Source organism: Abyssisolibacter sp. ZYX002, from assembly GCF_056892235.1.
Genome location: NZ_JARMXH010000001.1, coordinates 404,142 through 430,814 on the forward strand (window position 1 = coordinate 404,142; position 26,673 = coordinate 430,814).

Here is a 26,673-nt window from a genome sequence, read left to right on the forward strand (position 1 = left end):
TCTTAGCATGGGACAATCTTAGGGTTGCATATATTTAAGTAATATAATTTTATAGATATGAAATTATGATATGGGAGATGTTAATATGCGTAATCTGACCAAAAAAGACTCATTAGTAGATATTAAGGATATTGACATAAATACAAAACTAGAGCCAAGTAAACGTATACAGAAATTTATTGATGAAGTAAAAAATCCATATCTTTTCAAATGTGAAGGTATGATAGTTGAATCAGTATTTAGCTCAGACAATCATACACTCTCTGATAGATTAAAACAATATTTCAGGATAGTAGAATAAAAAAATTTAACCATTACTAGCTATTTTTTAAATTATGTTTTATTCTAATGATAGGGCTAAATTAATAAAACAACTATCCTATGTTACTGGGAAAGAATATAGGAGGTTTTTTTATGCAAAGAAAAAAAGTGTATAACGGTGTAACATATATACGTCTTTCAAAAGATGATGGAGATAAATTAGAGAGTAATAGTGTTACTAATCAAAGAGCTTTATTGCAGTCATTTTTAGAGAATAATACAGATATAAAACTAATAACTGAAAAAGTAGACGATGGTTACAGTGGTATAAATTTTGATAGACCTGCATTTAAAGAAATGATGGATTTAGTAAAAAAAGGCGAAGTTGATTGTATTATAGTAAAAGATCTATCAAGATTTGGACGTGATTACTTAGAGACTGGACGATATATTGAAAAAGTATTCCCACTTCTTTCGGTAAGATTCATAGCTATTAACGATAATTATGATAGTTTAAATAATACTTCAAATACAGATAGTATAATCATCCCATTTAAGAACCTAATAAACGATTCATATAGTAGAGATATATCTATTAAAGTGAGAAGTAGCATAAATATCAGACAAAAGAAAGGTGAATATATAGGAGCTTTTGCTCTTTATGGCTATGTGAAATCTGAAGAAGATAATAAAAAACTAGAGATAGATGAATTTGCAGCAGATGTAATAAGAGATATCTATAAAATGAGAATAGAAGGCTATAGTACTGGTAAAATAGCGGACATACTTAATGAGAATGGAGTATTATCACCATACGAATATAAGCAACTACTAGGTTACTCATATAAGAATCCGTTTAAAGTTAACGAGAAAGCAAAATGGTGTGCTACAACTATAGAACGTATATTAAAAAATGAGATGTACACTGGAGTAATGGTTCAAAATAGAAGTGGTCGTATTAACTATAAATTAGATAAGAAAATATCCAAAGCAGAAGATGAGTGGATACGAGTTGAAGGAACTCATGAAGCCATAATATCAAAAGAGAACTTCAATCTAATACAAGAAATCGCAAAACTTGATACTAGAACAAAAGAAGGAAATGATTTTGTTTATCCATTTTCAGGAGTACTATATTGTGATACTTGTGATAATACAATGGTCAGAAAGATAGTTAGAAGTAAAGGCAAAGAGTATGTTTATTATATATGCTCTACATATAAAGCTGATAAACATAGTTGCACAAATCATAGAATAAGTGATAAATCACTAAGAAAAACAGTACTCAAAGTTATAAATAAACAGATTAATATTATGGTTAAACTATATGATTTAATAGAGTATATAGAAAAGCTTCCTTTGTTAGATACCAAATATAAAAAAGTAGATAGAAGAATATTATCAAAGATGGAGGAGTTAGATAAATACAATAATCTAAGAGCGGGTCTATATGAAGATTATAAAGCTGGTATCATATCAAAATCAGACTATATGCAAATGAAATCTAACTTTGAAACTAGGTGTAATGATATAGAAAAGAATTTAAAAGAACTTGAGATCAGAGCAAAACAGTTAATAAAGAATAAAGGCAAAAGTAATTGGATAATAAATTTCACTCAAAATAGAAATATCACAGAAATAACAAGACCTATAATAGTATCACTGATAAAAAAGATTATTATAGTAGATAAAAACAAAATAATAATACATTTTAGATATAGAGATGAGTTCAAAGATGCACTAAACTATGTAGAAAATATCCTAAAGCAAACCCAATCAAATACAGATATTGATAAGAAATTAGATGAATTAAAAGGTGGGGACTTAAATGGCACGTACTAGTAGGAAGAATGTTAAACAGACAAACAAAATGGCTAAGTATGAAGTGGGGATATATGCAAGGTTATCGATAGAAGATAGTATAACAGGTAGTGATTCTATCAGTAATCAAATTGAGATGCTAAAGGGATATATAAATAAATCGAGTGAATTAGTTCATAGGAAGACATACGTAGACAATGGATTTACAGGAACAGACTTTGACAGAAATGCTTTTAGTGAATTATTAGAAGATATAAAGAGTGGATTGATAAATACAATAATAGTGAAAGACTTATCTAGATTCGGAAGAAACTATATCGAATCAGGACAGTATATAGAAAAGGTATTTCCAAACATTGGAATAAGGTTTATAGCAGTTAATGATAACTTTGACAGTCTACATCTAAGCGAAAACCAAGAATTAGAGATTGCACTCAAATCAATCATAAACGATAACTATGCCAAAGACATTTCTAAAAAAGTATGTACAGCATTAGATGCTAAAAAAAAGAGTGGTAAGTTTCTAGGTAATTATGCACCATATGGATATAAGAAATCAGAGGAAAACAAATATGTTCTAGAGATAAATGAAGAGACAAAAGATGTAGTTAAGATGATATTTGATATGAGGCTTAAAGGATTAGGAGTAACTGCAATAGCTCGTAAACTAAATGATTTAGACATACCATCACAGTATAGATATTTATGTGAAAAGGGATTACGGGGTTCAAAAGACAAAGAAGGAAAATCATTGTGGCGAGGTTCTTCAGTAGAAGCTTTATTGAAAAATCCAAACTATATAGGAGCATTAGTATTAAGAAAATATGATTCAGCACTATATAAAGGTAAGAATAAAAACAGAGAGAAGATAGAAAATATAGAACTTATCGAAAACACACATGAATCTATTATAGATGAAGAAACATTTAATAAAGTTCAAAAACTAGCCAAGAAAGAAATAAAGCGTAAAGAAAAAAAGAAGAATGAGAACTTACTCAAAGGGCTAGTTATATGTGGAGAATGTGGGAGTAGACTTCAAAGAGATAGTGGTTACAAGAAAGTGGGAGAACATAGAAAGAGCTATACTTTGTATTGTCCTAAAAAGTATGTAAAAGGTGGCAGTTGCAAATTTACTCCATTTAAAGAGAGTAATCTTAAAGAAATAGTATTTGAGAATATAAAACTACAGATAAAGTTGTTATTAGACCATAAGGAATATAGAAATAAATATACCCAATCATCAATGTATAAAGATAAACTAACAGAACTAGATAATAAAGAAGATAGTCTTACAACTCAAAGAAATAGAATACAGACATTAAGAGAAGAAGCATACAAAGACTACAAAGAAGGGTTACTTTCTATAAGTGGATATGAATTTATAATAAATAAATATAAGAAAGAGTACAAACGATTATCAGATGAAATAAGTCAACTGAGGATAGATAAGATTAACTTAGCAAAAAAAGCTAAGAGCAATGCTATCAATGAAATACTTAAATTCAAAAACGATAAGAATCTGACTAGAGAGATGGTAACTACACTTGTACAGAGTATAACAGTATATAATGAAAAGGTTGTTATTGAGTATAAATTCAAAGATGAATATAAAGAATTTCTTGAGGTGTAGCATATGGAAAATGGTTATACGATAGGTGCATATCTTAGAATTTCATCCGAAGATGAGAAGTTATTAGAATGTGATAGCAACAGTATAGTATCTCAAAGAGAGCGAATAAGAGAGTTTATTTCTAATAACAGTGAATTTAAAGATACCTTCATTAAAGAGTATATAGATGATGGAATAAGTGGGACAAATTTTGAAAGAAAAGCAGTAGCTACATTAATAGAAGATGCAAAGAATGGTTTAATTAACTGTGTTATAGTAAAAGATTTTTCTAGATTTGGACGTAACTATATAGAGACAGGGACATATATAGATAAAGTATTTCCATTCTTAGGCATAAGATTTATATCAGTAAATGATAATTATGATAGTAACAAGTTATTAAATAAAGCAGGTAGTATAGATGTAGCGTTCAAAAACATGATACATGATTTTTACTCAAAAGATTTATCTAAGAAGATAATAAGCTCTAAAACCACAAGTGCCAAACAAGGGAAACATATGACAGCATATGCTCCATATGGATTTACTAAGAATAAAGATAAAATGTTAGTATCAGATATAGAGAGTGCAGATATAGTAAGAAGAATATACAGTATGAGACTAGATGGTATGGGTATAACTGATATAGCAAAAGCACTAAACCAAGAAGGGATACTATCCCCATTGATGCTAAGAAGATTAAGAAAAGATAACTTTCCATGTAGAACAGTAGAAGATAAAACATATTGGAAGAAATCAGTGATACAATCAATATTAAAAGATAGAAGATATACTGGGGATGCAGTCTATGGCAAATACAAAAGGTTAGAGATAGGAAGTAAAAAAGATATAAAAGTACCAGAGAGTCAATGGGTAATAGTAGAAAATGCACATGAAGCTATTATAAGCAAAGTAGATTTTGAAAGAGTCCAAAGAACATTTAAAACATACAATAAAAAAAGACAAAAACACTTAGAGCTATTTACATCAAAAATAAGATGTGCTGGTTGTAATCATACCCTTGTTACAAAAGTATATAACAATAAAAGTGGTAAAGTAGTCAGATATGCATGTAATACTAAAAACAATATAGAAGTAGAAAACTGCGTAGATTCATTCATAGAAGAAGATATAGCTAAGCCAATATTGATGGTACTTAAGAAATACAGCCAACTAGTAGAAGAGATATGTCAAGTAAACAAGCAAAGAGAAAAAGGTATAAAAGATTATGAAAAAGAAATGAAGCTACATGAAAATAGTCTAAGAATGATACAGAATATGAAACTAGCTAATTATAAGGATTATAAGGCAGAGAGCATATTACTAGATGTATTTATAAAAAAGAAAAGTGATTATGAAGATAGGGAAGTAAGTATAAATAATAAGATAGATGCTTTAGAAGAAAAGATTAAAGTGTTGCAAGATAATATTGATGATAGTGATGGTGTAGTGGAGGACTTTAATAAAGTTTTATCCTTTGATAATCTAACTAGAGAGATGGTTGAAATGTTTATTGAGTGTATCTATATAAATTGTAAGGGTAGGATTACTGTTAAGTGGAGATTTGGGGATTTGTTTGGTAGATATTAAATAGAGAAGTAAAAGAAATTAGTAATATAATATTAGAAAAATAGTCATGAGGTTCATATGAACTTTGTGGCTATTTTTATGGTATTAGGATGTATGATGTGACGTAATGTAGTGAAATAAAAAATTGAAGTGACTGTTTTCGACAATATCTCTTATTGATAACAGAGGTTTATAGGTATAGAATATTTGTAGGTGTGGATGGATTGAAAGTAATATATAATAGGATAAGCGACGTTTGCGTCGAAAATAGTGATGTGTTTTATAGATTATGAGTTAATATGAGTTGGGAATGAAGTAGTTATATAAAATCGCGCCAAAAGACCACAGGGGTGCGATGTAGTTGGAAATAAATATTTATTGAATTCATTAGTCTATGTAGGAGGTATACATTGATAAATTATAATTTAATAAAGGCTTTTAGAAACAAAGTAAATAGTAACTCGTATTTTACACTCCATAAATATAAGAATAGAAATGGGAAAAATCATTGGAATTTAATTTGTGCTTGTATGGATTGGATAGATGTTTCTAATGATTATTTAAGAAATAGTAAATTTGAAACTGAAAATATTAATATAATGAGTATGCAAGTTTATACATATATATCATCAGTTGATATTGTATGGCAGTCAGTTCAACAATTACATAGAGCTATAATTGACTCTAAAACTATTCCATTTCAGGGAGAGAAAATTATTTTCAAAGATAATGAGTTATTCAAAGATGACAATGAATATTTTAAACACATTAGAGCGGTGTTTGGGGCTCATCCAGTAAATTTAAAAGATAGAAATGGAAGATGGTTTGCCAGTTGGCCTACAACAGGAATTTATGAAAGGTTTGATGTTGCTGTAACACTGTATAGCTCAGAGGTAGAAAGTCAAGATATTGTATTTGGATTTAGATTTGATGAGTTAAAACACTTTTTACAAACAAGATATGACTACTTATTAGTGTTACAAAAAGAAATTGATAGTCAATATGAAAATTATAAAAAAGAAAAATCATCTCATGTTATTAATAGTTCAAAAAATATTTTAGAACAGTTGAAAATATTAATGGATGAATGTGAAGATAGGTTAGATAATGATTATTATAAAGATGTAATTGAAGAATTACTAATAATCTACGAGGCCCAAAATACATTAAATGAAAATAAAAAGATTACTGATGAATACAAAAATGAACTTAATAAAGTTGTTTTAGAATTGAAAGATAATTTACAGAGAATGAGATTCAAGGAACTAAAGTACGATTATATAGTAAGTCATTCTCATCCTAAAAAAATACATTATTCTTTATCAAAAATATATGAGTGCTTGAGAGGAACAAGATATGACCACATGTATAATTATTATTTGAAAATGATTAGTGATTATTTAAGAGAATATGTTATTATAAACAATAATATGAGTAAGAAAGAGATTTTTATGCTTATTAAAACAGGATTATACAATTATTGGATAATTAAAAATGAGAATTAGCAATAAAGTTTTAAAATAGTATGATATTGAGCTTTAACTTTGAGGCGCGACTTCATATAACAATATGTTCCGGCAAGCGTGCACGCAGCGGTTTTTTGGGTAATGTGCACCACATTTCTTCGTCGGGTGCAAGCAACGCCAAGGGGATTCCTTTGGGGTCCGACTCAGAAACGTCTGGAACACGAGACTTTAGCCGAAATAGCTTCTAGGGTATGCCTATGTAGTAAACAGAGAGGAGAAAATAGTATGAAAGATAGTTGGTATGAATATAAAAGTCCTTTTGTGGATATATCGATAGAAGAAGTAAATAAAATTGTTAGAGAATGGGGGAACAGTAATGATACCTTATTTGATAATAATCTAATTAAAGTAACTAAACTATTGAAACATTCACACCCAAATCTCCTACTTGCTTGGCTATCATTTTATGGCTTAAGTTATACTGGGTCAAATGTAGATGAGCGAAAAGCGTTGGTATTACATCACCATGTGGAACTGATTCAAGCTCTTCTATTATCAATAACTACAGAAGAGATTCAAGATATAGACTTATATGTGGCAAGAAATGCACATGAAATAATTGAAATAATAAAGGAGTTAAGTGACAATTTCAAATACAAGAGATTAAAAGAGATTACTAATAATATTACTGATGCAAAAGAAGTATATATACTAGAATCAATTAGATTGCAAACTACATATATTCGAAATTGGGCTTATCCAAAACAGTGTATTAATATTGTTACTAGGTTATTTAAATGTATTGATGATAATGTTTATGATACATTTGGTTATAAAATATCTGATGTAATATTTTTGTTGACTAATATGGCTGAAGAAATTAAAAATAGAACGTTAAAACATATGAAGTTTAGAAAAAGATTGTTGGGTTTAAAAAATGTTGATAAAGTAATAGAGGTATACCTAGAATTTAACAGAGATGTTTTATCTACTTCCGAAGAAATGTATAAATTATTTGAAACTGTTAATGGCAATTTAGAAGAATTTAAAGTACTACTTATTTCTCATAGTGATTTAAAACTATCTGATATATATAAATTTAGTATCACTCAACTAGCAACAAATACAGAGTTTACATTGATACAGCTTAAAGAGATATTTAGAGTTTTATCTCTTAAATATGGTGATTTGGCAAAAGAAAATAAAGAGTTTTTCTTTATGGGCAATCCTATATGGAAGAAACCCATTATTAATGATTGTAACAATAATGTTTATTTTTTCATAATAAATATTTTATATCATAATACGTTTGATATTATAGAAAGTTTGTTACAAAATAACAAAGGAATATTAGACATTTATTACAAAGCAAGGTCTAAATTTCTTGAAGATGAAATTGAGAGATTATTTATTCAATATTATGGTGATGTGAAGGTCTTAAGAAATATAAAATGGAAAAAAAATAATCAAGAATTTGAAAATGATATCATTGTGGATTACAAAGATGTTTGTTTTATTATTGAAGCAAAATCAGGTAAATTTTCTGAACCAGCTAAAAGAGGAGCTATAAAGAGATTAAAACAAGAGTTTATAGAACTTATTGAAGAACCTTGTGAACAGTCTAATCGATTAATTGAAGAAATAAGTACTATAGGAAATAAATTAAACTTAATAGATAGTTATGGAAATAAAGTAAACATTAATTGGAAAGAAAAGAAATGTATAATACCTATTTCGGTTACTTTAGAAGTATTAGGGAAATTCTCTGCAAGCTATTATGAAACTGTGGATTATGGTATATTGGATAATAAAGTTTATGATGCGATTAATATATCTGTTTCAGACTTAGAATCTATAATGGTTGCGTTTGAATATGAAGTTGAATTGACACATTATATTAAGAAAAGACTATTCTTTCAGCAAAACTTTAAATATACTGCTGACGAGATTGATTTATTGGCTTTTTATAAAGCCAATGGTTTTAATATAGACGAGAATGAGCATGAAGATACATATATTATGTTATATGGAGAATCGAGAAAGTTAGATAATTTTTTTATGAATTATTATAGTGGAGAAAAAGTAGAAGTTCCTGAATCAAATAGGACTTCTTGGTTGTCATCGGTAATTAAAACTTATATTGGAAATAGACCTAATGATTATCATTATATTGTTGAACAATTACTTGAAATAAATCCTGAAGACCAAAAAAACTTTGAATTAATGATATATAAAGCTATTAAATCAGTTAGCGAGAACGGAAATAATAGCGATGAAAATGTAGTAATTCTAGGTAACGGACCTGAAAATAGAAGAACTTATATAATCGGTTTAGTATATAAAGGATTGAGTAAAGATGAGCGAAATGAAAGGATGCAAAATGCATTTAACGAGGTATTAAAAATCAATCGAGATACAAAAGAATCAATTATTATTGGTATAGATATTGACCAGTTTCATCAATCGTATGATAGCATTGCAATAATAAGAATATGATAAAGCAATTTATTAGAGATATAGAATAGCTACTTCGTCTAACAAAATGTTTCTGTTCGTTGCGCACATTTTCATCGGGTGCAAGCACCGCCAGGTAGAAGGGCTTTGAGGAATCCCACTCAGGAACGTTATCAGAAATAAATTGTTGGTATATTCGAACAAGAAAAGAAGTATTTGTATAGATGAAATGAATAATACTAAAGATATTTTATCTGAAAGGAGATACAGTAATGAGAGAAGGATATAATAAGCAAAAGCCTGAATTAAAGAATTCAGTAGTATGTTTTGTTGACATACTTGGATTCTCCACTATTGTTACTAATGCATACAATATGGGGAACGGGAATAAGTTGTTAATGGAGTTGCATAGTGCAATTAATAGCAATTTAGGATTTATAAAACCTGCCTATGAAGGCTATAGTGAATTAAAGGTGTTTACCGACAATATTGCAATAGGTGTACCTATACATGGTGATGGCGAATCAGAGCTAGGTGGAATATTTTTGGGGTTTGCTTCTTATCAATTGAACTTAGCACTAAATGGTTTCTTTGTAAGAGGTGGTATTACAATTGGTGAGTATTATGCTGATGATAAGATGGCATTTGGATTACCAATAATTAAAGCGCACAATCTAGAGAGTCAAGTAGCTAATACTCCAAGAATTATTTTAGATGCAAATGTAATAGAATATGTTAATAAACATATTCAATATTATGCAAAGCCGGAGTATTCACCTCAGGCAAGAGACCTAAAGTGTGATGTTGATGGAAACTGGTTTATCAACTATCTTGATGCAGTATTTGAAGATAGGGATGAGTATGATTTCGAACGAGCAAAGTCATTGTTGAGGTGTCACAGGGATATTGTAACCAATAAAATTATTGAATTTCAACAAAATCCCCGTGTTTTGAATAAATATTTATGGGTTGCAAATTATCACAATCGTTTTTGTTCATTACATTTCCCAGGTGACACAGAATTATGGGTAAGAAATAATATGAACTATGGCCAGTATAGATCAATATTTTAACTTGAAATACGTATTAGAGTCGTTGTTACGGTAGGTTCATGATAAGATTAGCGCTGTAAATGAATAACAAAATGTAGGTTGTTGGCAGCTGACGCAATTTATTTCCGCTAATATTATATCCTCATAAAGGGTTCGTATATAATAGGTAGGTATACCAGAGAAGGAACAGGAGAGTAGACTATATTGAAATGAAATTCCTTATTGAAGAGATGAAAGAAATTGTATGGACCATTATCTAAGTATAATAGTACTTTAATTAAAGATACTTATTAACAGTTAAAAGGCATAGATATGAATGTTTTTAAAGGGAAAAATGTGAAAAACTTATTGAATATTTGTAAATGGACATCTTTCAGAAAGGATGAGGAGTGTGGCAATTTCAGTCAGAGCAATGAAAGGATACTTGCTTGAAGAAGCGTTAGCATACTTACTAAGAAATGCTGGATATAAATTGTTGGTAGATGAGCAACAAGATAAGGTTGAACTGAAAAATGGAAGTAATGGGTTATTAGTCAGAGGGAGAGGAGCAGTTCACCAAGTGGATGTTTTAGGAGAATTGAATTGGACACCAGCTTTTACGTATCCTTTACGATTATTTGTTGAAGCTAAATTTAGAGCAGAAAAGGTTAATATATCAATTGTGAGGAGTGCAATTGGATTAATCAGTGATATAAATCAAAATTATTTTAAGAGAAATAAAGGACTAATAAAAAGACATACATATAATTATGCATTATTTTCTACTTCAGGTTTTTCAAAACCAGCAATTAATCTCGCTGTAGCACATGGTATTTCACTAATAGATTTGCGAGAATGTGGATTAGATGTAATGTTAGATGCAATTTCTAGAGCAGCTGATAAAATTGTAAAATTCGTTGAAGATGAAAATATAGTTATTGAAAGTAAAAGAAAAATTTATACATTAATAAGGAAACGATTAAGGTATTCTTTAAACACATGGCCAAATCACTTAAATAGATACGAGCAAATGAAGTGTAGTCATGAAGAAATTGACTATTTTATAAAAAGGGATTTAGGTTTTCTTGAAGAAGAGATAAGGAAAGTTGATGAATTGATTATAGCTACTGTTAAAGGTCCTTTCATAGTTGTGATGAAAGCTGATAATGTCGATGATTTTCTTAAATACGCTAATGAATTTCCAAAACATAATGTAAATATTACGTGGCAAGCTATTGAAAATCAAGGTAGAACATGGACTATAACACCATATGATGATAGATTATATAAACTGAAATTTACTTTACCTAGAATTTTAGGTGACTATATTTTTAGAAATGAGGATTACATAGATAATGCACTAGAAATAAAAGGTGAGTACTTTGCTAATATTTCTATATATCATCAAAGTGATACAAGAGATCAGATTTTCAGACTACAATATATTCCAAAGTATATAGAATAAAACCTATTTAACAATATATCTTTGTATAGTATTATGTGAGGATTTATTTCTTATTTTATATTGCCTAAGGCATTACACAATCGAAAGTAAGATGAAACGTTCTATGCTAATCTAAATAAGGTTATACAATATACTAGTAGAGTGTAATATGAGACGAAATAAATGGATATACTTATGAGATATCCTATTAAGTATAGACAGAGTTAGTTGTATGAGGTAGAATTAAAGAAAAAGATAGTTGGTGATGAATGAATGTTTGAAAAAGTAACAATAATGAAAGATAAATTAGATGATTTAAGACCATTGCCATCATATACTGTTCAAAGTATAAGAGATAAGTTACTGCTTGATTGGACATATAATTCTAATGCTATTGAAGGGAATACACTTACATTAATAGAAACAAAAGTTGTTTTAGAAGGAATAACAGTAGGTGGTAAAAGACTGAGAGAACATTTAGAAGTTATTAATCATAAAGATGCTATAATTTGTGTAGAAGAAATTGTGAGGAATGATGAACAATTAACAGAGTGGCAGATTAAAAATATACACAGGCTTGTATTGAAAGGAATAGATGATGATAATGCTGGGAGATATAGAGTACAAAATGTAATTATTTCTGGAGCAACGCATGAGCCACCTGATTATGTACTGCTGAATGATGAGATGGAGAAGTTTATTGAATGGTATAATTCTAAAGATGCAAAAAATATGCATCCAATAGAGAGAGCTACAAGGGTACATGGAGAATTTGTTAAAATCCATCCGTTTATTGATGGTAATGGAAGAACTGCAAGGTTATTATTGAATTTAGAGTTAATGAAAAGCGGTTACCCACCAATTGTAATTAAAAATGAAGAGAGAATGAAATACTATGCTGCTCTTGATAAGGCTCATACTACAGGTGATTATTCCGATTTTATAGCTATAGTTGAAAAAGAAGTAGAGAATAGCTTAGAGATATACTTAAAACTTATAAAATAATAGTCTTCCAAATATTTTGGAGGGCTCTTTTATATTTAGAAAAACTAATATTGATGACTAAAAATATATTAAATATTTGCTTTAAGTAGATTAACCCATAATATAAAAAAAGTTTAGCCCTTACTTGACAGCCGGTTATGTATCGAGAATTGAAAAGAAAGCAATAGAAAAATTGAATAAGGCATTAACACAGTTAGAATAAAATGCATGGCTTAGGTCATGTTTTTTATTTAGATAAGATGAAGAGTTGAGTTCGGTTAATATTGTATTGAAGGGATTTTATAATTGGTGTATAATTATGGTTACAATAATTAACTATGGAATTATAGTTAGATTTAGGATAAAATCTATAGTATTAATGATAAATAGTATATCTAAAAAGTATTGGAGGGGGATATATGAGTTATTTTATTGTATTTCAAAATAAATCTTACGAAGAAGAGAAAAGAGGGGGATACTTATGGGCTCCTAAAAGCACTAAAAACGGTAGAAGTATATATCATTGGTCAAATAGGTCATGTTTTTTTATTGTGGCAGGAAGCAATGAGTAAATCAATAGAAAGAAGTATCTTAAGTTAATAATGTTGAATATTGAGATAGAGATAATCTAATGATGGTGTTGCAGTAATTTTACAATAGAGGTATAATTTATTCTAAAGCACTAGCTATATAATAATGTAATAAATAATTTTAAAGCTAAAATTAGTATTGAAGATTCTATAAGGAATATGAAAAAATCTTTTACTAACATTATATGCAAGAATAAATAATTTAGATGTAGGTAACTCCAAAGTGCATTTAAACCATATTAAAGAGTCAGATTTTGAATTGTATGAATTAATAAATCAAATGTATACTATAGATACATTTGATGAGCAATTTAAGATATTAAAAAAATGTTCTATCTGAATTACAGAACCAATAGGAGGATTGTGGGAAAAGGAGAGATATTTAAACCAAGAGAGGAGAGTATACAACAAATACATATTGTAGTATACAATGAGTTATGAACAAATATAATTTTGAAACAGAAATAATTAAAATATTAAAATTAAATATACAAAATGACAAAGAAAAAACATTAAATGAATTCCTTGAGTTTTTAAAGGAAAAAGGAACTCCAATTATTGAATCAATAAATGATGACCCAGACAATTCATTAGTTATAATATTTTATTTTGCTGAAGAACCGACTGACAATGTGCTTATAATCTCATCAATACTGCCAGTCTTAACTAATGAAAATATAGAAGAACACCTTCTGCATCGTATTAGTGATACGAATTTATGGTATGGTACTTACAAAGTTAGGAATGACTTGAAATTTGCATACCATTTGTTTCCTAATGACTCCCTACTTATAGAATGTACCGAACGTTCTCAAAATAGGCGAGTAGATAAATTCAACAAAAATAAACTTACATTAAATAGACCAGGGATGTCTAAAGTGAATATATCATATGTTAACATGCCTAACTCATGTGGAAATTTATGGCTTAAAGAAAGAAATAACATCCCAAAAAGCACGATTACAAAGCATGAATTCGAAAGTTCTTATTTCTCAAAACCTAGAGTCGTAAATGTTTATAAACCCTTTGGTTATAGTAATGATTCTTCACCTTATGGGTTTATTACATTGACAGATGGACATGATTATATAAATGTTCTTAGATCAGAACACGTTTTGAATAATTTAATTGCTGATAAAAAAATACCGCCTATACTAGCAATTTTTATTGATACTATAGATAATAGGCGTGAAGATTTATATTGCAATGATCTATTTTGTAGCTCCGTAGCAAATGAAATGATTCCTTGGCTTAGGAACAAATACAACTTATCAGATGATCCACAAAAAGCAATAATTGGGGGTGTGAGTCTCGGAGGATTAACAGCTATATATATGGGGTTAAAACATTCTAATGTATTTGGAAACGTACTTTGCAAATCAGGTTCATTTTGGTATAAGCCTATAGAATCGGATGAAAAAAAGCAATATCAAGTAGAGCTTAAAAAGAGAGGTAGTGAGATTGATTGTTGGATGAGTGTACAAATAAAATCAAGCCCAAAACTACCACTTAAGTTTTACATGAATGTAGGTGTTCTTGAAAATAAACAAACAATGATTAATAATTCAGTGAATGTTAAGAATACATTAGAATCATTAGGCTATCATGTTGGTTTTGAATTTTTTAAAAGTGGACATGATTATCTGAGTTGGGGGCAGACACTTGCTACTGGATTAATTTCACTTATTGGATATCACGATGAAAGATAATATAAAGTTTTAGTACACCTAAAAGATAGGCACATTGGATGTAAAAAATTGAATAAAAGAGAGTTGCATGATGTTTATATATAATTAAAGAAATTCATCAAATTTCTATAAATTTTACGACTAATAGAGAATTATTATGTTCCCAAGCACCAACAGTCTTCCAATGACACCAATCATATGGCCTAGCTCTTTTTGAGTTAGGTTTTTACTTTTTCTAAATTTTTTAATCTTACCACCAAAATCACTAGCAATAAAAGCTAAATAATCATCATATAATGGGAAGGGATTTATACAAAGAGCTTCAGCTATTTTATTACATAGCTCTAAAGAGTGCAAAAGTTGATTATTTTCATACCTAATAATAGTAGTACGGTCTATACCAGTTAGATTACTAAGTGCTTCTTGTGTCTTTCCTTTCAATAACCTATAATATTTTATTTTACCACCAACAGTTGTAAAGTCAGAAGTATCATTACATGACCCAATAGGAGTAGACAAAGAAGGTAATGAAATTTCATTAATAGATATATTAGGCTCAGATGTAGATGAGGTAGTAGATAAAGTACATCTACAAATACAGATAAAGAAGTTATACAGAAAAATGAGCAAAGTATTAAAAGGAAGAGAAAAGAGAAAAAACAATAATCCAGCTAAGATATGGACTAACAAACGTAGGAGACAAAACACAAAGAGAAATAGCTAAAAACTTAGGAATATCAAGGTCATAAGGCAGTTGGTGCATTAACAATTACTCGTATGAGGACAACTTTTTTCGCATTGATTAATATAGTTTCAAAGAGAGTTTTGTATAAATATGTGACCACGTGATAAAGATAGAAATAAACGTATGAGAATTAATAAAAATTGAGAGCAGTTAGAATTGAAAAAGAGCGTATGCTAAAAGTATTAGTTAGAAATATCTAAAAAGAAGGTACAGATTTTAAAAAGGATCATTAGCTAGTTTATTTTCTAGCTAAATAATTCTTTTTCATAAAAAGCTGTAATTTTCACACATTTTCCGATAGCGATACCACCAGGATGGCAAATTTTATAATAAATATAAGCAATGCTATTCATAAATCACCAATTCCATTAAAAAAATTACTCATAATGCCCTCCTATTTTGAAAAATTAAAATAGTATAGAAAAAAGAACCAAAAGTTATATTTTTATTTGCAAATCATTGACAACCACAAGGAAGTTTTATATAATAAATATACGAACATATGTTTATTGGTTCAAATATTTATATGGAGGAATTTGAAAATGAGCAAATATAACGACGGAATAAAATTAATGGAAGAACGTTGCGGAAACGGTAAAGAAGTACTTATTGGCCTTGCGACAATAGCATTATCTGCAAATGCTGCTGGCAATCCACGTCCTGCAGTACGCATGGTTTGCGCTTATTATGAAGATGGTGTATTTTATGTTTCAACGGATGCAACAAAAAACAAATCCTTACAAATTGAAAAAAACAACGAAGTATCTGTTTGTGGTCTTGATTGGTTTGCTTTCCAAGGAATAGCTGAAAACCTAGGTTGGGTTAAGGATGAGAAGAACGCACAAATCAGAGCAAATTTCAAAAAAATCTTCGGCTGGTTTGATAAAGAAGGCGACGAGAACAATCCAGACTCAATTGTTTTACGTATCACCCTCACAGAAGGAACTATCATTGATAATCAACAAAAATACGGTGAATGGAAGTATGACATTGATTTTAATAATAAAGTGGTAAAATAAATTACTGATACATAAATAAAACCACGTCAATTTAGGTATAAATTGATGTGTTTTTTTAATTTCATATAATAATATTCACTTAAATATTTGAAGATACGCCTTCTTTAAAAAAGGGTAATCTTGTAATCAAAAATTAGCGGGGGGAGTAGTAATGAAAATGAATTTTAGACCATTTAAAAATAAAAATGAAGAAGCTAATGCGAAAGAAATTATAGCAGCTATTGATAAAGGAGAAAAAGATATATTTGAGGATAATAAAGTAGTTGATAGGCAATGTTTATACTATTCATATAGAGATACAGTTGGGGTATATTGTATGTATTTATACGATGATAAATTTCATATACAAATAGGTTTTAATACGGATATGCCAGAGGAACTTAAGAGCGAGATATTAAAACTTATTGAAAATGTTAAGCAGGGTATTAACCGTGATATGAGTATTTGGTATTCGCCAAGAAATAAAAAACTTGAAGAATTTTTATTTAGTAATTTAAAATGGAAGAAAAAAGGAGAAAAGGTCTATGAATTTACAGCAATAAATATAAATTTTGAAAAAATTTACGACAAGCTGTACAATACAACTATAATTCCTTTTGAGGAAAGATTTGCTGTTGATACATGTGCTATGCTTGATAAAGCATTATCACACACTTTTGATAATCCAACCAAAGGAATATTTTTAAATAATAAGCATTTTTATGTTAAAGAGTGGGTGAAAAAAGCCAAAGAAGGCGAGTGCTGTGTGATGATTAAAAATAATACTTTGGTGGGTGCATATGTATTAAATAAAGCAGAAATAGAAGTATTGGCAGTTGTAGTTGATAAACAAGGAAAAGGATATGGAAAGCAATTGTTAAGACATGCAATTATACATATTTTACAATCACACAAAGAGTTACCATATTTATATTGTCTAAGCAGTAATTCTAATTCTCTAAATTTTTATCAGCATGAAGGTTTGGTGATTACAGCATATTCCGGATATTTAATATTATGAAGAGGTATATAAATAAAATGAATAGTTAAAAAAAGTGGATTATAAAAAAATATTATATAAATAATTAGGTAGGAAAAAATTAAATATTTTAAGATAATTTAAAGAGAATGGTAAGACTACTTGACTAGAGTAATTAGCACATAAATATTATAATCAAATTATACGAATCTGGAGGGTTAAATATGAAAAAATGGAAAAAGACTTCAATAATTATGATAGTGATAATTACACATTTAATAGTATGTTCTTGTAATGGCAACGTAAACAAAGACAAAGTGACAAGTGAAAATAAAAAAGCGAAAATATTTATAGCTAAAGAAATATACGAATTTAAATTACTTCGTTCTGATTGGACAAAAGAGCAAATGGAAAAAGAAGATTTCAAGAAAAAAGATGATGAGCCAGAGGGATGGACAACTTATTGTGATGATGGTGTTGAGTATTTATATTATGATTGGTTCGAGTCAAAAACACCAGAAGTGATTACTGTATATGGAAAGCACGAAGGGCCTAGAGGCATAAAGATTGGAGATAAATTTGAAGAAGTACTTTCTAAATTTCCTCAAGAAAAAGATTGGAAAAAAAGTGACTATGGAGAGTTCTATGGAACAATATATGATACAGACCAATGGGAACCTACAGGTAATGTAGGAATAAGAAACGAAGAAGAAAAACATATTACTTTACATTCAAAACAAGGAGGACCATTTTTTACTATTTATTTTAGAAATAATATAGTATCACAGTATGAGTTCCGTATGAGAATGGTTAATTAATAACAATGTAAATATGATTTTTTAGCAAAAACGTTGTACTATAGGAAATTTATTTTGGAATAAGGGAAGTAAATCAAGAACGGAGTTAGTATAATGGTTGATAATACTAAAGGATTAAAGAAACATGCACAGGAGAAAATAAAAATGATATTAGAAAAGGTTGATAAAGCGAAATCTTTCTCTTAATGTAAAAAAGTTAATTTTAATAGCATTTTTAGGAAAGTGGAGTGTAGAGTACATTCTTATATAAGAATTAAGAACAGGATAGAAGATTTACGACAAAAATAAGTGAGAAAGGAAATGAATCAAAGGCTAAATAAATAAAAAAATTTATTATAATGGATAAGATAAAATGATTAAGGAGCTTGAAGAAGAAAAGGAGCAAAGGAGCAATAAGAGATACTAAGGGTAAGATGTATGAAAAAATGTAAAATACTCAATTGTAAAATGTTAAGATGTAAAGAAATTTTTATTATACTTGGAGGGAAACAATGAAAAAAACAACATTAAGATGGCTTGGTTTTTCTATAGTTGTTTTGGTTCTCGTAATAGCTATAGGTGCAATAAAATTATATAACGATTTTTTTCCAAAGGCTGAATCTATACAATTTCCTGATATTGAAAAAATAACTGTAATAGAAATATCAAAAAATGATTTACATATAAAATATACTGATAATGAAACAATCAAAGTAATTGCAGAGTGTTTTCTTAATGCTAAAGCAACAAGAATCTTATCTGTGCACGATGTACCTACTGTTAAAGAATATTATATAGTAAATTTTATTGAAGAAGATAGTAGTAGGATTTACACCTCATTTATTTATCAAGAAAACTCAAAATGGTATATAGAACAGCCATATTGGGGTGTCTATGAAATAGATAAAGATATACTTTCTTTTATAGAGGATGAGGCCTAACAATTATATGCATACCTTTTAGTTTTCATCCTTATATTGTAAATTAACTACATAGAAACTTAATAATAGTCGACAAATTATTTGATTTGGTGGGCAGGCATCATGGTAAGGTATAACTTTAATTATTTGTAGTCAGTAGCCATTGGGTGGCTAGCAAAAAAAGGAAAAGTAGTATGCATAGCATTCTTAAAATGATTACTAAACTATAAGAATTTAATTTAAATATTTACTATATTAATTACATGTAGTCTGTGTATAAATATAGCAAAATCAGGTGTGTAGGGTGTGCGTGCTACACTATATATATTTAGGAGGACAAAATGAAATGAGTATTACGACATTAAAACTTATAGCACTTATAGCAATGTTTTTAGATCACACATGGATTTTTTTTCATGGTAGCCCATATTTATTTCATTGGATTGGAAGAATATCGGCACCTCTTTTTATCTATTGTTGTATCATTGGTTTCACTAAGACTAAAAATAGATATAGATATATTTTTAGACTTTATGTACTTAATGTGATTATGGCGATTATAAATTATTTTATAAGTCCTGATTTTAATTTTATAAAATCATTAGTGATTATTACTATGATACTATTTATAATAGAAAAAATAGAAAACAAAGAAAAAGATGCTAAAAAGTATCTTAAGGCATTTATATTATTACAAGTAGTGACATCTATATTTATTGTAGTATTGATATTTACAGCAGATATAAAAACTAAATCGTTTGTTTTCATATCTACAGTACTTCTAAATATATTTGATTTAGAGGGAGGAGTATTTTTTATTATAATTGGAGTTATGATGTATATTTTTAAAGATGCTAAAAAGAAGTTTAATATTTCTTACATTATATTGACGTGTATATTATTAGTTGGATATAATACATATATTTTAAAAGTAATTGCATATAAGTTAAATAGATTAAATGCCGTAGTATGTGCCACTTTTACTTCTATATGCAGGGTGGTTTCTGGAATAAATCCTTTGTTTATAAGTGACACAGGATTGCTATATGGATATTCACAATGGATGATGATTTTTTCATTAATTTTTATTAATCGATATAACCACAAAAAAGGTAAAGGATTGAAATATTTATTTTATATATTTTATCCAGCCCATATAATAGTATTGTATTTTATAAAGAACTATTTATTAACTTAAAATAGAAGGATACAATCTTACAATAAATGTTGGGATATTAAATTAATGGAGATAGTTAAATATCAAGAGCGTAAAAAAATATATAAAAGATTTTTTTTATAAAATAAACCACGAAAGTAAAGAGAAAATTTAGGTATATATTTTATGAAGGAAGGTTGATATTAAACACAAGAATAAGAATTGTTTTAATAGATCATAAAAATGCATGGCTTTGGTCATGTTTTTTTGTTTGGATAAAGAAAGATTATGGAAAATTGATTTAATTATTTTAATGAATGAATAAGACTAAATATTACCAATCATAAGAATCGTCTCTTTTGATTGTAAGTATTGCATTAATAGCATAGAAAGTGGTAAATAGTGGATGTCAACATCGTAACATACTGATATTATTTTATGGATTCCTTAGTTATATCCTAATGAGCAATGGATAAATATTATATCAAGAAGATATAAAGACAATTTTGTATATTGGGAGTGAGAAACTATATTACTTAATAAGCTAAAGAGTTTTTTTGTGCAGTTGATATAAATAACATATTATGAATTTTGAGGCATAAAATAATAAAGGTAACGGAACATTAATATTTTTTAGGGAGGAATCATATGAAGAGAAAAGTTTCAATTTTTATCATTTTATGCCTAGTGTTGAGTCCGATGTTTATTGTCAATACTGAAGGTAACGCTACAACTGACCCTATTTCAGCTATCTACGGAGGAGGACCTTTTGTTAATGGAGGTCAAAAAGTAATGAATGATATCAAGGCATCAGGATTCAATACGGTTATGATATGGGCAGTGCATGTACGGGATGATGGGGATCTTTATTTAAACGATACACTAGTTTGTAAAGATGGTAAGTTTGTTGGTGAAGCATCGTGGATAACTGATTGGGCATCATTAAAACAAGGAACTACATCTGTTAACAGGATAGAAATTAGTGTTGGAGCATGGGGAAGTGATGCATTTAATAGTATTAAGAATTTAATAAATAAATATGGAACTGGTTCTGATACAGTTTTATACAAAAACTTTTTAGCTCTAAAGAATGCAACTGGATCTGATGCTGTTAACTATGACGACGAAAAAACGTATGATGTAGCATCGTCAGTAAAATTTGGTAAAATGTGCAATGATATGGGGATGAAGGTAACATTATGTCCATACACCAATAAACCATATTGGAAGGCAGTTAAAGATGGTTTAGGAAACATATGTGACAGAGTTTATTTACAGTGTTACGCAGGTGGAGCAGGTAATAATCCAGACACATGGGCAAATTATATGGGAATGGATGTAATACCTGGCCTATGGTGTATACATGGTAGTAGTGGAGATTCTGCTGCACAAGTCAAAGCAAAGCTACAAGGATGGAATAATGGGTCCATACAGGGAGGATTCATGTGGTTATATGATAATATAAAGACTTTATCAAGCCCTAATACCACAGCAGATTATGCAGCAGCTATTAATACTGCATTTAGAGGAAGTGTACCAAGTGGTTATCCTTCTATAAGTAGCAATACAGGTTATGAATGGATTCAAAAAAGTAGCAGATATGAATAATACATCAGGCTTTAACCGTAGTTATGGAGATTACATAATAACTAAAAGTAGTAGCTATAATGTCAATTTTACTCCATGATCCAAAAGTAATTCAAATAATTAGTATTGGTAGCCATTTATTGATTAAATGGAGATGAAGACTTCAATGATACCGGTGAGACTGTAGTCAGTGCTAAATGGAAAGTCTGTAGTTAACAGATTGTTTATAGTTCCTATTTTTGAAAGTAATGATCAGACTAGAATTAAATAGTTATGAAGGGTAACGGTGCTCTAGATTAATCTGCCAAAGGAATACACTATTAATATTAATTAATTTATTAAAGAGGCTCTATATGAGTCTCTTTAAAATTTTATTTTAAAGGGAAATAAAATAATTATATGATAGTGGGAAAATGGCCATAAGGTTCAGTTGAACTTTGGGCTATTTTTATGGTGTTAGGGTGTATAGTGTAGTGAAAATTAAAGTATGTAAAATAAGTTAAAGTGACAATTTTCGACAGCATCTCTTATTGATAATGGGTATTTATAGGTATACAATATTTGTAGGTGTGGTTGGATTAATAGTAATACATATTTATTCAATAATACGTTGAGAATAGAGTAGCTAGAGATATTGAATCATCATTTAGGGTATGTGTTTAAGGGTAATAAGAAAATCAACAAAGCAAAAATATAATGTATTGTTTGGAGGTGAAAGTTGCATGATTAGTAAAAAGAAATTGATTGGAATATTTTTAATCCTTCTGTCACCAATGATTCTAACTTTTTTGAGTCCTTTTCTATACGGGTTAGTTATGTGGATTATTTACAAAGGTGATTTAGCTATGATTAATCAAAGTATATTGAATGGTATAGCTTACATACTAATATTTAATCATTTTTTAGTTTTTATTTTGATGTGGATGTATATGAAAAAAAATACTATCTCATGGAATCAGATTGGTGTATCGCTAAAGGAGTTATCTGTGAGTAAATGTTTAATAGGATTAATTGTAGGCTTAGTATGTTTTGGTGCTCTTAATTTTTTACCCAATATTTTGGGATTAGTAGAATTACAAAAGAGTAGTAATGCTAATGGGATGATTTATTTTATTGGGAGCATAACAGTAGCGCCAATAATAGAAGAACTTATTTTTAGAGGTTTTGGAGTGTCTGAATTAAACAAAATAATTAATTGGAAAGTCACAATTATAGTATGTGCTCTGTGCTTTTCTCTACTTCATATATATAATGGTGTTTCTGGGCTTGTAACGGCCTTTGTAGCGGGGGTTGTTTTAGGAGTGACATTGATTAGAACAAGAAGTGTATTTCCTTGTATTATTGCTCACTTTACAATGAATATTTGTATAGGAATTACATATGTATTAGCATATATGAAATCATAGTAAACTGGTATTAAGAGTGCAGTAAAGACTAAATGATTCAACATCTTCTATATTATATCCTTTTATTGATTATTATTCTTCAATACCCGAAACTGAATATATGACTAAAGGGTACAAAGAGGATATAGTTTTTATAAAGCCAAATGTAACGTTTAAAAAGACCTCGTATTGGATGGGTCTAGTAGATTGGAAAATATAGTAATATAAGTGTCATGAATTATTGATAATAAAATAGGAACGTTCTATGGGCATTCAACGTCTAGCTTAATTAAAAGATATGAACCGCATAATCCTCTCGTCACAAACCTTACAACAACTGTAAGTGTTAATTAATTGAATTTTATTATATAGTATTAATAAGAAATGTATAGGGAGGATATGTATGAAAATTTCAGATAAATTACTCAGTGTTCAAGAAGTACATAAAGTATATGGTAAAGGACAAAGTGAAACTCATGCATTAAGGGGAATAACTTTTGATGTTTTTCCAGGAGAGTTTCTTGGAATAATGGGTGCAAGTGGGTCAGGCAAAACGACATTGCTTAATTGCATTGCAACAATGCTTAAGCCAACAAGTGGACAAGTTTTATTAGAGGAACAGAATATTTCTTCATTTAGAGGAACACAGCTAGCTAAATATAGAGGGAGTAAGATTGGATATCTGTTTCAAGAATTTGAGTTATTAGATAATTTAACTGCTAGAGAAAATATCGTTTTGCCATTGTGTATACATGGAGAGAATCCCAAAAAGGAAGAGGAACAACTTCAAAAATTAGTAAAACAATTTGATATTGAGGAGGTATTAAATAAATTTCCTTCTCAAATGTCAGGAGGTCAGAAGCAGAGAGTTGCAGCAGCAAGATCACTAATTTCTAATCCAAGCATTGTACTAGCGGATGAACCAACAGGTGCTTTGGATACTAAAAATGCAAAAACCTTGATGAGGGAGTTATCTTCCATTAATCAGACAGATGGGACTACAATTTTGATGGTTACTCACGATGCCAATGCAGCAAGTTTCTGCTCAAGAATTTTATTTATACAAGATGGTGTAATTTTTCATGAACTTCGAAAGAAAGTGCCTGGAGAAACTAAAAATTCATTTTATGAACGAATCTTAACTGTTATGGCACAGTTGGGAGGGGGCAGTGCAAATGTTCTTTAATTTAATCAAACGAAATAGTAGTAAAATTCGAAAAGAAAATGGGATTTATTTTGCCTCACTTGTTATTTCTATTGTTGCTTTTTATGTAATTCTTTCTCTTGGCGAACAGGAGGTTATGGTGTATCTAAAGAGTGTTGAGAGTGATGCAGTAGCTAAACTTATGTTAATGATTCCTGTGCTTTATGTAGCCTCTCTATTCTTCGTATTTTTCTTGGTTTATTTTGCTAACAGGTACCAATTACAACGGCGTTGCCATGAGTTTGGAATTTATTTAATGATGGGGATGAAACAAAGCAGGTTGTTTGCAATGATTATGGGTGAGACATTGTGGAATTGTTTAGTAGCTTTATTCATAGGAATACCAACTTCTTTATTTTTGACAGAAATCATTAGTTTAGTAACTGCTAAACTTGTAGGAATGGGTATCATTGGGCATCAGTTTCGAATTTCTTGGAGTGGTCTGGGATTAACGGTATTTGGTTTCATTATGGTTCAGCTATTAGCTGTTTTTATTCTTAGTTTAAGAATGAGCAAGAAGGAACCAGTGGATTTGATGGATGAGCAAAAGGAAAAATTGCAAAGAATTCTTTCGCCTGTATGGGGTTGGATTAGTTTACTGGTTGGAGTAATTTTATTATGTGTAGCTTACGGACTAGCAGTTTTATATTTGCCTACTCTTGATGTTTTGAAGTTTGTACTAATATTGTTAACTGGAATCAGTGGAACTTTTATGCTGTTTCGAGGATTGGGAAGCTTGATAGGAGCAAAGATAAGACGTAAAAGTAGTTTATCTACTGGATTATTTACATTTACAGGGAGGCAACTTCAGGAGAATGTTTTACATCATTTCAGTTCTCTTGCTATATCTTCACTTTTAATTTTGTCGGCAGTGGTTTGTTTTGCCTTTGGTATTTCTACAACTTTAAATCAAGGAGTAGTAGAGAGAACTGTAGATTTCACTTTTGAAGGATCAAAAGAAGAAATTGTTTCAGTGCTAATGTCTGATGAATTGAAACCCTATGTGAAGGATTATTATCCGATGAAAATTGGACATATAAGGACACACGCTTTTTCTTGGACAGGATTAGAAGAAGCAGTTTTGAAGGAAAAAAAATCAAAAACAGAAACTCTATTAAAGGATTTATCTTATCATGATAGACCATATTTTATTTCACTTACAAGTTATAATAAATTGCTTGAATCTACTAATAAATCTACTATAGTACTAAGAGAAAATGAAGTTGCTATGTATTCCAATGGTATTTTTTCATCTTCTCATGATATACTAAATAAAGCATTGGAAACCAATCCTTCAATTAATATTGATGAAAAACAATATTTATTGAAATCTACACTATATACAAACAATCTTGTTGCAGATCGAGCTATTACAATTTCTTATGCCTTGATAGTCCCAGATGATTTATACAATAGGTTAATTGGAAATTTGGAAAAACGGTGGAATATGGTTTTAGATACTGATTTTGTTCGTGAAGAAGGTTTAATGCAGGCTATGTATCAAGTAGATGAGTTACTTAATACATCGGGCTTAAACTATGAAAGCTATCTTGCAAGTATGGGAAGGCAGTTGTTTTATATAGTTGCAGGAAGTTATACTTCACTTTATTTAGGTGTGCTATTCCTTATTATTGCAAATACACTGTTAGGATTGAAATTTCTTATGCAACAAAGATGTACAAGACATAGATATTCTACCTTGTTTATGTTAGGGGCAAGTATTAAATCGTTGTGTAAGTCAGCAAGCATGCAAATATGGTGGTATTTTGGTTTGGTTATTACAGTAGCAATAATTAGTTCAATTTTCGGTATTTGGTCGTTGTTAAGAACTTTTTCTGTTATTCCAAAGGCATCAAATATTTATGCCATTATTATATTGGTAGGATTTACACTCATTGTATTTATTGGTTTTGAACTTTGCTATATCTGGATGATTCAAAGGAAGAGTAATGAAGAAATCAAGAGATTAAAGGAGTTTCAATAGG

The 26,673-nt window shown here is 29.2% G+C and carries 21 protein-coding genes and 1 pseudogene; 21 read left to right on the forward strand and 1 reads right to left on the reverse strand.

All coding sequences use genetic code 11. The annotated features are described in order from the left end of the window. Positions 1 to 85 precede the first annotated feature (85 nt). The 11 genes from P3X86_RS01900 to P3X86_RS01950 all read left to right on the forward strand — a co-directional run bounded on the left by P3X86_RS01900 (position 86) and on the right by P3X86_RS01950 (position 14,938). A complete protein-coding gene (locus P3X86_RS01900) occupies positions 86 to 301 on the forward strand; it encodes a DUF6870 family protein (protein ID WP_483290931.1) in 216 nt (71 codons plus the stop codon). Positions 302 to 414: 113 nt separating this feature from the next. Continuing rightward, positions 415 to 2,103 (forward strand): recombinase family protein, encoded by a 1,689-nt coding sequence (locus tag P3X86_RS01905; protein WP_483290932.1) that lies wholly within the window; start codon positions 415 to 417, stop codon positions 2,101 to 2,103. After that, positions 2,090 to 3,712: a recombinase family protein gene (locus tag P3X86_RS01910; protein ID WP_483290933.1), complete on the forward strand. Its 1,623-nt coding sequence runs from the start codon at positions 2,090 to 2,092 to the stop codon at positions 3,710 to 3,712. Before P3X86_RS01905 ends, P3X86_RS01910 begins: the two co-directional genes overlap by 14 nt. A gap of 3 nt (positions 3,713 to 3,715) precedes the next feature. Next, complete coding sequence (locus P3X86_RS01915; RefSeq protein WP_483290934.1) at positions 3,716 to 5,281, forward strand: recombinase family protein; 1,566 nt, start codon at positions 3,716 to 3,718, stop codon at positions 5,279 to 5,281. 389 nt (positions 5,282 to 5,670) lie between these two features. Next, a complete protein-coding gene (locus P3X86_RS01920) occupies positions 5,671 to 6,765 on the forward strand; it encodes a hypothetical protein (protein ID WP_483290935.1) in 1,095 nt (364 codons plus the stop codon). Between the two features lie 246 nt (positions 6,766 to 7,011). Continuing rightward, positions 7,012 to 9,222: a hypothetical protein gene (locus P3X86_RS01925; RefSeq protein WP_483290936.1), complete on the forward strand. Its 2,211-nt coding sequence runs from the start codon at positions 7,012 to 7,014 to the stop codon at positions 9,220 to 9,222. A gap of 230 nt (positions 9,223 to 9,452) precedes the next feature. Further along, positions 9,453 to 10,253 carry a hypothetical protein gene (locus P3X86_RS01930; RefSeq protein WP_483290937.1) on the forward strand — a complete coding sequence of 267 codons (801 nt, stop codon included), beginning with the start codon at positions 9,453 to 9,455 and terminating at the stop codon, positions 10,251 to 10,253. 370 nt (positions 10,254 to 10,623) lie between these two features. After that, entirely contained in the window at positions 10,624 to 11,676 is a 1,053-nt protein-coding gene (locus tag P3X86_RS01935) for a hypothetical protein (RefSeq protein ID WP_483290938.1), read from the forward strand. Positions 11,677 to 11,928: 252 nt separating this feature from the next. Next, positions 11,929 to 12,660, forward strand: a complete 732-nt coding sequence (locus P3X86_RS01940; RefSeq protein WP_483290939.1) for a Fic family protein — start codon at positions 11,929 to 11,931, stop codon at positions 12,658 to 12,660. A 398-nt stretch (positions 12,661 to 13,058) separates the two neighbouring features. After that, on the forward strand, positions 13,059 to 13,211 hold the full coding sequence (locus tag P3X86_RS01945) for a hypothetical protein (protein WP_483290940.1): 153 nt from the start codon (positions 13,059 to 13,061) through the stop codon (positions 13,209 to 13,211). A gap of 455 nt (positions 13,212 to 13,666) precedes the next feature. Then, positions 13,667 to 14,938 carry an alpha/beta hydrolase gene (locus tag P3X86_RS01950; RefSeq protein WP_483290941.1) on the forward strand — a complete coding sequence of 424 codons (1,272 nt, stop codon included), beginning with the start codon at positions 13,667 to 13,669 and terminating at the stop codon, positions 14,936 to 14,938. 120 nt (positions 14,939 to 15,058) lie between these two features. On the opposite strand, the gene P3X86_RS01955 is transcribed toward P3X86_RS01950, so the two are convergent. Beyond that, the gene (locus P3X86_RS01955) at positions 15,059 to 15,436 is read right to left on the reverse strand and encodes a helix-turn-helix domain-containing protein (protein ID WP_483291727.1); all 378 of its coding nucleotides are present in this window, start codon (positions 15,434 to 15,436) and stop codon (positions 15,059 to 15,061) included. Here P3X86_RS01955 and P3X86_RS01960 point away from each other — a divergent pair. From P3X86_RS01960 to P3X86_RS02005, 10 genes and pseudogenes are all read left to right on the forward strand, one after another. Further along, a pseudogene (locus tag P3X86_RS01960) lies at positions 15,396 to 15,666 on the forward strand (sigma factor-like helix-turn-helix DNA-binding protein); the annotation flags it as partial. The gene P3X86_RS01955 and the pseudogene P3X86_RS01960 sit on opposite strands and share 41 nt — an antisense overlap. Before the next feature lie 538 nt (positions 15,667 to 16,204). Continuing rightward, positions 16,205 to 16,681, forward strand: coding sequence for a pyridoxamine 5'-phosphate oxidase family protein (locus P3X86_RS01965; protein ID WP_483290942.1), 477 nt, complete (start codon positions 16,205 to 16,207; stop codon positions 16,679 to 16,681). A 151-nt stretch (positions 16,682 to 16,832) separates the two neighbouring features. Beyond that, the gene (locus P3X86_RS01970; protein ID WP_483290943.1) at positions 16,833 to 17,681 is read left to right on the forward strand and encodes a GNAT family N-acetyltransferase; all 849 of its coding nucleotides are present in this window, start codon (positions 16,833 to 16,835) and stop codon (positions 17,679 to 17,681) included. 182 nt (positions 17,682 to 17,863) lie between these two features. Continuing rightward, entirely contained in the window at positions 17,864 to 18,457 is a 594-nt protein-coding gene (locus P3X86_RS01975; RefSeq protein WP_483290944.1) for a hypothetical protein, read from the forward strand. A 491-nt stretch (positions 18,458 to 18,948) separates the two neighbouring features. Further along, positions 18,949 to 19,377: a DUF5301 domain-containing protein gene (locus P3X86_RS01980; protein ID WP_483290945.1), complete on the forward strand. Its 429-nt coding sequence runs from the start codon at positions 18,949 to 18,951 to the stop codon at positions 19,375 to 19,377. Positions 19,378 to 19,702: 325 nt separating this feature from the next. Then, positions 19,703 to 20,554 carry a TraX family protein gene (locus P3X86_RS01985; RefSeq protein WP_483290946.1) on the forward strand — a complete coding sequence of 284 codons (852 nt, stop codon included), beginning with the start codon at positions 19,703 to 19,705 and terminating at the stop codon, positions 20,552 to 20,554. Between the two features lie 606 nt (positions 20,555 to 21,160). Beyond that, positions 21,161 to 22,120: a hypothetical protein gene (locus P3X86_RS01990; RefSeq protein WP_483290947.1), complete on the forward strand. Its 960-nt coding sequence runs from the start codon at positions 21,161 to 21,163 to the stop codon at positions 22,118 to 22,120. A gap of 701 nt (positions 22,121 to 22,821) precedes the next feature. Further along, positions 22,822 to 23,505: a CPBP family intramembrane glutamic endopeptidase gene (locus P3X86_RS01995; RefSeq protein ID WP_483290948.1), complete on the forward strand. Its 684-nt coding sequence runs from the start codon at positions 22,822 to 22,824 to the stop codon at positions 23,503 to 23,505. Positions 23,506 to 23,893: 388 nt separating this feature from the next. Next, positions 23,894 to 24,670, forward strand: a complete 777-nt coding sequence (locus P3X86_RS02000; protein WP_483291728.1) for an ABC transporter ATP-binding protein — start codon at positions 23,894 to 23,896, stop codon at positions 24,668 to 24,670. Continuing rightward, positions 24,660 to 26,672: an FtsX-like permease family protein gene (locus tag P3X86_RS02005; protein WP_483290949.1), complete on the forward strand. Its 2,013-nt coding sequence runs from the start codon at positions 24,660 to 24,662 to the stop codon at positions 26,670 to 26,672. The genes P3X86_RS02000 and P3X86_RS02005 overlap by 11 nt, the downstream gene beginning before the upstream one ends. The last annotated feature ends 1 nt before the right edge of the window (position 26,673 follow it).